8 protein-coding genes and 1 pseudogene are annotated in these 8,352 nt (G+C 71.2%); 2 read left to right on the forward strand and 7 right to left on the reverse strand.

Annotated elements, in window-relative coordinates:
• The 3 genes from FRW57_RS13565 to FRW57_RS13575 all read right to left on the reverse strand — a co-directional run.
• On the reverse strand, window positions 1-1,606 hold a 1,606-nt coding region (locus tag FRW57_RS13565; RefSeq protein ID WP_152186226.1), incomplete at its 3' end, for a GNAT family N-acetyltransferase.
• Window positions 1,607-1,698: 92 nt separating this feature from the next.
• Window positions 1,699-2,880, reverse strand: coding sequence for an acetyl-CoA hydrolase/transferase family protein (locus tag FRW57_RS13570; RefSeq protein ID WP_238999425.1), 1,182 nt, complete (start codon window positions 2,878-2,880; stop codon window positions 1,699-1,701).
• Between the two features lie 115 nt (window positions 2,881-2,995).
• Window positions 2,996-4,114 (reverse strand): pyridoxal-phosphate dependent enzyme, encoded by a 1,119-nt coding sequence (locus tag FRW57_RS13575; protein ID WP_137120618.1) that lies wholly within the window; start codon window positions 4,112-4,114, stop codon window positions 2,996-2,998.
• Between the two features lie 78 nt (window positions 4,115-4,192).
• Here FRW57_RS13575 and FRW57_RS13580 point away from each other — a divergent pair, with 78 nt between their 5' ends.
• Together FRW57_RS13580 and FRW57_RS13585 are read left to right on the forward strand one after the other, a co-directional pair.
• On the forward strand, window positions 4,193-4,774 hold the full coding sequence (locus tag FRW57_RS13580; protein WP_137120619.1) for a DinB family protein: 582 nt from the start codon (window positions 4,193-4,195) through the stop codon (window positions 4,772-4,774).
• Between the two features lie 49 nt (window positions 4,775-4,823).
• Window positions 4,824-5,861: an aminoglycoside phosphotransferase family protein gene (locus tag FRW57_RS13585; protein WP_152186227.1), complete on the forward strand. Its 1,038-nt coding sequence runs from the start codon at window positions 4,824-4,826 to the stop codon at window positions 5,859-5,861.
• Between the two features lie 118 nt (window positions 5,862-5,979).
• On the opposite strand, the gene FRW57_RS13590 is transcribed toward FRW57_RS13585, so the two are convergent.
• From FRW57_RS13590 to FRW57_RS25095, 4 genes and pseudogenes are all read right to left on the reverse strand, one after another.
• Complete coding sequence (locus tag FRW57_RS13590; protein WP_137120621.1) at window positions 5,980-6,315, reverse strand: hypothetical protein; 336 nt, start codon at window positions 6,313-6,315, stop codon at window positions 5,980-5,982.
• Complete coding sequence (locus FRW57_RS13595; RefSeq protein ID WP_137120622.1) at window positions 6,312-6,779, reverse strand: type II toxin-antitoxin system Phd/YefM family antitoxin; 468 nt, start codon at window positions 6,777-6,779, stop codon at window positions 6,312-6,314. Before FRW57_RS13595 ends, FRW57_RS13590 begins: the two co-directional genes overlap by 4 nt.
• A 68-nt stretch (window positions 6,780-6,847) precedes the next feature.
• A complete protein-coding gene (locus FRW57_RS25090; protein WP_420853251.1) occupies window positions 6,848-7,768 on the reverse strand; it encodes a hypothetical protein in 921 nt (306 codons plus the stop codon).
• A gap of 61 nt (window positions 7,769-7,829) precedes the next feature.
• Window positions 7,830-8,318, reverse strand: a pseudogene (locus FRW57_RS25095) (AAA family ATPase); the annotation flags it as partial.
• Window positions 8,319-8,352: the final 34 nt, after the last annotated feature.

Consider the following 8,352-nt stretch of genomic DNA (forward strand, 5'->3'; position numbering starts at 1 on the left):
GGCCGACCGAAGCGCCCGGGGGCAGGACCGTGCTCAGCCGCCGATCGGCGTGCTGCGACAGGTCGGCCGGCAGGAGCCCGTGCCGGGTCACGGCCTGCAGCGCCAACCGGCCGGAGCCGCTGGCGTTGCCCAGCACTGCCACTCGGCGACCGGCGGGGTGACCCGCCTTGGCCAGCAGGTCGGCAGTGTCGACAAGCTCGGTCAACGACCCGACGCGGACGACTCCTGCGGCAAGGCCCGGATCCTCCTCGTCCGAGGGATCTGTCGCTGACCCGGTGGTGGTCAGCAGGAGCACGGGCAACACGCCTCGACTGCCTGGTCGCTCACGAGGCCGGTATGCCGCCAGCTCGCCTTCGTCCCCCACACACACCACCGCGAGCGACGTGCGGGGGTCAGCGGCCGCGAAGGACAGCGCGTCGACGGCGCTGATCTCGCCTCGGGCGCCGCCGAGGTTCACCACCGTGGAGACTCCGGTCCCACTCATGCCCAGCCGAGCGACGATCGCCGTGGTGAGCGCCCAGGAGTCAGCGACCACGCAGACCGGACCCGGGGCCGGCGATGGGTGCAGGAAACTTGCATCGAGCCGGACCCGCGGGTCGGTGTTGACCAGTCCGATGATGTCGGGACCGAGGAATCGCGCACCCGCTGCGCGGCAGCTGGCCCGCAGGTCCTCCCCCCGGACCGTGTCCGGATCCGCGGAGGGTCCGCCGCCCAGGACGGCGACCGCTCTGGACCCCGCCGCGGTGGCCTCTCGCACGGCCGTCGTGACCGCGTCGCCCGGGACCGCGATCACGGCCAGGTCGACGGCCTCGGGCAGGTCGGCGACGGCGCGAAAGCTCGCCGTGCGGCCGACGACCTCCCCGGACGGGTTGACCACGTAGACCCGGCCCGCGAAGTCGGAGTGCTGCAAACGCTGCACGACCTGCCGGCCCACTCCGTCGCGTTGCACGCCGGCACCGACGACGGCCACCGAGCGTGGTCGCAGGAACGGCTGCAAGGCAAGACCGTCGGTCAGCGACGCACGGCCAGCGGCCGGCCGAGCCGGTCCAGCCTGCTCGTCGAGCTGGAGGGTGACCGCGCAGGTCCCGTCGGCGGAGTCGACCCGCATCGGGAGCCCCATGTGGTCGAACACCCGGAGCATCGGGTCGTTGCTCGCCAGCGTCAGGGCGACCAGCTCCAGCAGTCCACGTGCCCGTGCGCGGGCCACCAGGTCGCCCAGCACCAGCGTGCCGAGACCGTGGCGCTGGTGTGCGTCGTCGATCGCGAGCGCGACCTCGGCAGCGGTCTGGGACACCCGGTGGGTCGAGCCCACCGCCACGACCTCGCCTCGCCACACGACCAACGCGGCGTCCAGCGTCCGACCCGGGTCATCGAGGTCCGCGACGTACTCCCTCGCGGACACCATGGAGGCGGTGAGGAACCGCTGGCGCAACGAGCGTGGCGACATCCGCTCGAACAGCGCCTCGATCGCCTGGCGGTCCTCCGCCCGGGCCGGTCGCAACTGGAGCGGCGAACCGTCACACGTCAGCCCCGAGTGTGCGTCAGGCGGCCCCGCGGGCCGGCGCCGGTCGTGGCGCACCTGTGGATGTCGAACGATGGTGGTCATGGCGCTGCCTCCGGGGTCTGTGCTGTGCCCGAGGCAAGCCTCGCCCGGAACGGCCCGCTCGGACAGGGCCAGAAGTCCCTTGCCCCACTTCGTCACTGACCGCCGAGGCCCAGGACGCGGGCCTCCTCCCACAGCTCGTCCCGCACCCGGGGATGGGCCGTCTGCTCGATCAGGTTCCGCGCCTGGGCGAGCTGGTCGTTGCCGAACAGCGGCGCCACACCGTGCTCGGTCACGACGGCGCTGGGTTGGAAGGAGGTGACCGGCTCGTCGAGGAACGCCACGATGGTCGAGACATCCGCTCTGGGGTGCCAGCTACGCAGCGCCAGCAGCGCCTGCCCGCCTCCCGAGTGGAGCGCGCCGACGATGAAGTCGGTCTGGCCGCCGTAGCCGGAGTGGATCCGGCCCCGCACACGGGAGGCGTTGGCCTGGCCGTAGAGATCCACCTCGAGGGCGGTGTTGATGCTCGTCATGGCGGGATTCGCAGCGATCAGGGAGGGGCTGTTGGTCTTCTCGGTGCGCAACATCCTGATCGCAGGGTTGAGGTTGACATGGTCGTACAACTCAGCCGAACCGAAGCAGAACGAGGCGATGACCGGATGGTCGGCGTCGAGCGAGCCGGACCGCTCCAGCGTGAGCAGCCCGTCGGAGAACATCTCCGTCCAGATCCGCAGGCCATGGCGCGACGCGAGTTGGCCGACGGCTGCATCGGGCACGGCGCCGATGCCCATCTGCAGCGTCGCTCCGTCGTGGACCAGGCCGGCAACGTGTTCGGCCACCGCCTGGCTTGCGTCATCGGGCACAGGCGCCGCCGCAGGGGTGGGCAGTGGGACGTCGACCTCCACCACCACGTCCACGAGGGACTCGTCGAGCTGGGCATCGCCAAAGGTGTAGGGCATCTGGCGGTTCACGACCGCTACCACCAGACCGGCGCGGGCACGGCACGCCTCGATGGCGGCCGGCAGCACGTTGACCTCCGTCCCCAGGCTCAGCAACCCACCCCGCGCCGGAGCACAGTGCACGACGACGACATCCGGGGGTCGCACGGTCGAAAAGAGCAGCGGGACCATCGACAAGCGGCTGGGGAGGTAGTCGAGCGCGCTGTGCCGGCGCATCCCCACGCCCACGAAGGGGGTCTCAGCGATCACCCCTGGTCGGTCGGGTACACCGCTCGCGGCATTGAGCATCCACAAGCGGTATGCCGGGAGGGAGCGGTCCAGCGCGGCGACCGCCTCCCACGGTGTGGCGGCGTTCCCACTGACCACCACACGTGGCACGCCCGGGAGGCCGGCGAACAGCCGTTGGAGCTGATCGAGATCGGCCCGCCTCACGCGGCGGTCGCAGACTCGAGGTCTTCCCCGGGGACGGTGTTGGTCTCAGGGCCCATGGCGGTCACTGTGCCGGGGCCGCGCGGTCCTGTCGAGGGTCCTTGGTCCCTGCCTCGGTCCAACAGTCCGGGTCCGAGGTGCGCGCGGGGGCGGCGTTGGTGGACTGCAGTCCCTCCGTGCTGAGGAGCACGACGACGGCGTCGTCGGGCACGTCGAGGTCGGCACGGCGCCGCGAGTCGAGGAGGACGGCGCGGGCGCCGGCGAGGGTGGCGGCGCCGCAGGCTCCGGAGGACACGTCGAGCGACTTCAGGTCCGAGGAGGCCTGCAACGCATCGTCGTCGGTGACGGCCACGGCGGCATCGCACCCGCGCTGCAGCACCGGCCAGGCGCTGCTCGAGACGGTGCCGCAGTTCAGGCCGGCCATGACGGTGGCGCCCGTTGCGACGCTGGTGGGCGCACCGTGCGCGAGGCTGGTCAGGAGGCACGCAGCGGTGTCCGGTTCCACCGAGAGGACCGACGGATGAGCGACTCCTGGCCGGCGGTAGTGGGCGACCACCGCCTGTGCCAGCGAGCCGACACCCACCGGCACCACGACCAGGTCCGGCGCGCACCCGAGCGCCTCATCCACCTCGGCCACCAAGGTCTCGTAGCCCTCCACGATCCACGCCGGCACGTCCTCGTAGCCGGGCCACGCGGTGTCCTGCACCAACGCCCGGTGCTCGTCCGCAGTCGCATGCTCGGCGGCGGCACGCACGGTCTGGTCGTAGTCCCCGTCGACCCGGACGACCCGTGCGCCTTCGGCGACGATGCGGCCCGCGGCCTCCTCCTGCATGACGTGTGGAACGAATACCGTCGCGGTGGTCCCGAAGTGCGTGGCCATGCGGGCCACCGCCCGGCCGTGGTTGCCGTCGGTGGCCGTCACCAGGACCGCCCCGGGCTTGCGGTCCAGAACCTGCTTGCAGGCCCACGAGGCGCCGAGCACCTTGAACGCCGGCAGACCCAGCCGTGCCGACTCGTCCTTGACCAGAAGTCGCCCCACGCCGAGCTCCGTCGCCACGGTCGGGAGCTCGACCAGCGGTGTGGGCGCATACCCCGGCAGCGAGACATGGAAGGATCGCGCCGCCGGTGCCGCCTGTTTCGACGACCAACCGCGCGCCGCGGGGTTGCAGTACCAGTCGTTCATGCCGATCAGTCTGCGACACCTCGAGCGACCACGTTCAGGCGGCGGTCCGCATCCGGCGCGGATGGCAGAGTGCTGCGTATGAGCGAACACCCCGCAGAGGGTGATGCCGGCCCGGAGTCCAACCTGACTGATGAGGCCTTCTCGCCCGTCTGGGCCGACGACGACCGCCCGCGCATCCCGCGCGTGGCCGGCGAGCGCGAGGCGCTGGCGGCATACCTGGAGTACTACCGGGCGACGGTGGAGATGAAGTGCCGCGGCCTGGCCCCTCAGCAGGCCCGAGCTCGGTCGATGCCGCCGTCCACCATGTCGCTTCACGGACTGGTCCGACACCTGGCCGGCGTAGAGCGCTGGTGGTTCCAGCAGAACTTCGAGCGCCGCAACGTGCCGTTCCGCTTCTTCGCCGCAGACAACCCCGACCTCGACTTCGACCTGCCCGCGGACGCCGACTTCGCCGCCGACCTGGAGGCCTGGCGTACCGAATGTGCGGTCTCCCGCGAAATCGTCGCGGCTCATGCTCTCGACGACCTTGCGCGACCGCTTGACTGGCACGAAGACGTGGACCTGCGCTGGCTGGTGCTCCGGATGACCACCGAGTATGCCCGGCATTGCGGACACCTCGACTTGCTTCGTGAGGGGGTCGACGGGAGGACCGGCGCATGAGCTCGGTGGCGAACTGCGGGAGGCGGCCCATGGGTGGCAGGATGACCGGGTGCCTCGTGGTGTCGTCCGCCGTAGGGTGCTGCGGCACAACTCGCAGAACGCTGTCACCGACGTGGTGGAGCGGGTCACCCTGGCAGACGGCTCCACGCTGGTCCACAAGCGGCTGCGGGCACCCTCGGTCGACTCCGGGGGCGCCTGGGCAGCTTCCCAGGATCCGCGGCACTGGAACTATTGGCGGCGGGAGGTCGACGCCTACCGCGGCGCCGTGCTCCGGAGCAGCCTGGCTGGAACCGGGCTCGACATACCCGCTGCCGATGTCGAGGAGCGTGCCGCTGAGGCGGACCTGTGGCTTGAGGATGTCACTGGCAAGCCCGGCACCGCGTTCAGCCTGGCCGACCACACGGCGGTGGCTGCTGGACTAGGCCGCTGGCAGGCCGCCGGCCCTCTCCTCACGCCCTGGACTTCCGAGGGCTTTCTCCGTGCCTACTCGGCCAGCAGGCCTGTCCCTTGGCAGGTGCTGCACGACGACGCCGCCTGGGACCAGCCGTTGATCCGACGCACCTGGCCCGCCGGTCTGCGCGAAGGATGGGCCCAGCTGATGGCTCACCGCGAGCAGTTGCTGCGGGTGATGGAGTACCTGCCGCGTACCCGCAGCCACCTCGACGTCTGGGTCAGCAACCAGATCCGCCGTCCTGGTGGCGACGTGGTACTGCTGGACTGGGCCTTCGTCGGTGATGGCGCTCTCGGTGAGGACCTGGGCAACCATCTCCCCGATGCCGTGTTCGACTTGTTCTGGCCGGCGCAGGAGCTGGCCACCCTGGAGGCCGCATGCTTCGAGGCGTACCTGGGCGGCCTGCGCGAGGCCGGCTGGCGCGGTGACCAGCGCCAGGTGCGCCTGGGCGTGGTCGCCTCCTGTGTGAAGTACACCTGGCTGCTGCCGTTGGCGCTGACGCAGGCCGGCCGAGACGAGCACTCCGCCTACCACGAGGTCGCCGACAGCGAGCACCTCTACCACCAGCGTGGCCTGGCCTTCGCTTACTTGGTCGGTTGGTGCCGAGAGGCACTTCACCTCATGAACCGGCAGTAGCCTCCGCAGGATGCGGCCCTCTGACCTGCCCGGACGTCGCGCATGGCCATCTTTGCCCGCGAATAGCCCGCGCTCCCGGACACCGGCAGCCCTCGACGCCCGGCGCCTTGGCCGAATCTCACTTCGTCTCGTTGGGGTGGTGGGTGTGCACGTCGATGAGGTGGACGACCTGCCCGGAGACGTAGAACCAGATGCGAGCGCCGCCTGGCAACTCGTACTGCCATCGCTCATACGTCTTGCCGCTGTGAGTGACGGTCGCGAGCTCGCCCTTCAACCGGTGGTTGCGCTCGGACTCCTCACGAGGGGTCCTGGTCAGGGAGTCCCACGCATCGACCACGGCATTTCGAGTGGTGCCGAGCAGGTCGCGCCAGCCCTTCTCGGCCTGCCGCGTCGCGAACGCGATCTGGTACTCGGCCTTCTTGCGCGGTCGAGGAACCGACTGCGCCTTGCTCACGCAGTGCGCGGGTCGGCGATCGGCGTGGGGTCCTCAAGCCAGTCGAGGTCGTCGTCGGCCGTATAGCCGGCGGCGATCGCCTCGGCGGTCGACTGCCACCTCCTGAGGGTGATCAGCAGCCGATCGAACTGGGACACCGCAGCACAGGCCCGGGCAACGTCGACAACCTCCTGGGCGAAGGCGTCCCGGTCCGAGGAGCGGAGGAACTCCAGCCAGGGGAACGGGCCTCGGAGCCGATCCACGAAGGGAACGTCGGTAGGCGCCAGTGACGCCGCAACGAGCTGGGCGGCAAGCTCGAGCCCGGCGCGCTGCCGGGCCACGTCGCTCGCCTTGGCCAGCACGAGGGCCTCACCGTCGCGCCGAGTGATGGTGACCGGACCTTCCTCGACCGCCTTGAACACCGAAGCTGAGTTGCGGGACAGCTCGGAGGACTGGACCGTACGGGAGACTACTGGCGCGCTCATGCTCACCAGTATTCAGAACAGGTTCTGAATAGTCAACCGGCGCCGGTGCCTGACCCAGCCGGCATCGCTCAGAGCTCGGGTCCGGTGGGGTGGCGGGAGGGCGGCTCGTGGGTGGGCGTGCGGCGTTCGGCAACGTCGTGGCTACGGCGTCGAGCACCAGCGGCTTGTCGGATGAGCTCGGCGCGGTCGGCCAGCGCGCGCTCCACATCAGGATCAGCGATGTTGTCGTGGTGTTCGGCGGCGCGGGCGATGGTGACGTATTCGGCCGACTGCCGGGTCACGGAATGGGCCTCGGCCCATTGTTCGGCGATGGTCGCCGTGGCGGACTGGTCGACGCCGGTGGTGGCCACGACGTGGCGCAGCACGTCGGCCGCCTCCCCGAAGCTGCGCGTGGCCAGGTGCGCGGTGTCGGGGTCGGTGTCCCGGGTGGTCTCGACGTAGAGGCGGTTGGCGTCGCGGCCGCGGGTGGCCATGACGTACAACGGTTCTCGCCGGGTGTCGGCGGTGATGTAGGCGTGGGCGGTGTCGACGGTGCGGCCTTGGGCGCGGTGGGCGGTGGTGGCGTAGCCGAGCTCGAGGTGCTCACGCACGTAGTGCACGGGCAGGGTGGTGGCCCCGCCACGGCCGGCGCGCTGGACGGTGACGGCGCCGGAGGTGTCGATGGCGGTGACGGTCCAGGTGTCGCCGTTCTTGACCCACCCCTGCCCGGTGGCCAGGGTCCGGTCGTTGCGGCGGGTGACCACCAGGTCCCCGACGGTGGCGGTGGAGCCGTCCGCCAGCCCCGCCCGGCGCGACCCCTCGTGGCTGGTGGCGGTGCGGCGTTCGGTTTGGGCGCGGGTGTTCAGGTCGGCAACGGTGGTGTTGTCGTCGGCGATCATCAGCGACCGCCGGCCGGCGGCGACGTCGGCGCGCCACCCGGCGAACAGGGTGTCGAGCATGGCCTCCCGCTCGCCGCCGGTGACCCGGCCGGCGGCGGTGTAGGCGTCCACGGCGTCGATGTCCCCGTCTCGCAGTCGCAGGGACGCGGCGCGGTTCCCAGTCCCGGGTGAACCGGTGCACCTGGGTCAGGCGTGGAGCCTCGCGGCCGCGGTCGTGGACCAGCAGGGCGAACGCTCCCCCGGCGCTCACGGGTGAGAGCTGGGCGGGGTCGCCGACCAGCAGCACCTTCGCGCCCGCCTCTCGGGCGTGCGCGGTGAGGGCGTCCAGCTCGGCGGTGCCGGCCATCGAGGCTTCGTCCACGATGAGCAGCTGCCCCGGCGCCAGGGACCACGCCCGGTACTCGCCGATCAGGGCCGCCAGCCGATCCCGCCGCATCCTGGTGGCCAACGACGGGCTGGCCCGCCACAACTTGGCCTGCAGCGCCCGGATCTGCTCGCATCGCTCGGGGTTGCGGGCGTGCTCGGTCAGCCACTTGACCGTGTTCTCGGTCGGGAGCCCGACCGCCTCGGACAACACCTCGGCCGCGGCCGCGGACGGGGCCAGGCCGACGACCGACCCGGGCCCGTGGTGGGCTTCCCAGACCCGCCGCAGCCCGGCCATCGTGGTGGACTTGCCGGTGCCCGCCGCGCCGACC

Source organism: Segeticoccus rhizosphaerae (genome assembly GCF_009192725.1).
GTDB lineage: Bacteria > Actinomycetota > Actinomycetes > Actinomycetales > Dermatophilaceae > Segeticoccus > Segeticoccus rhizosphaerae.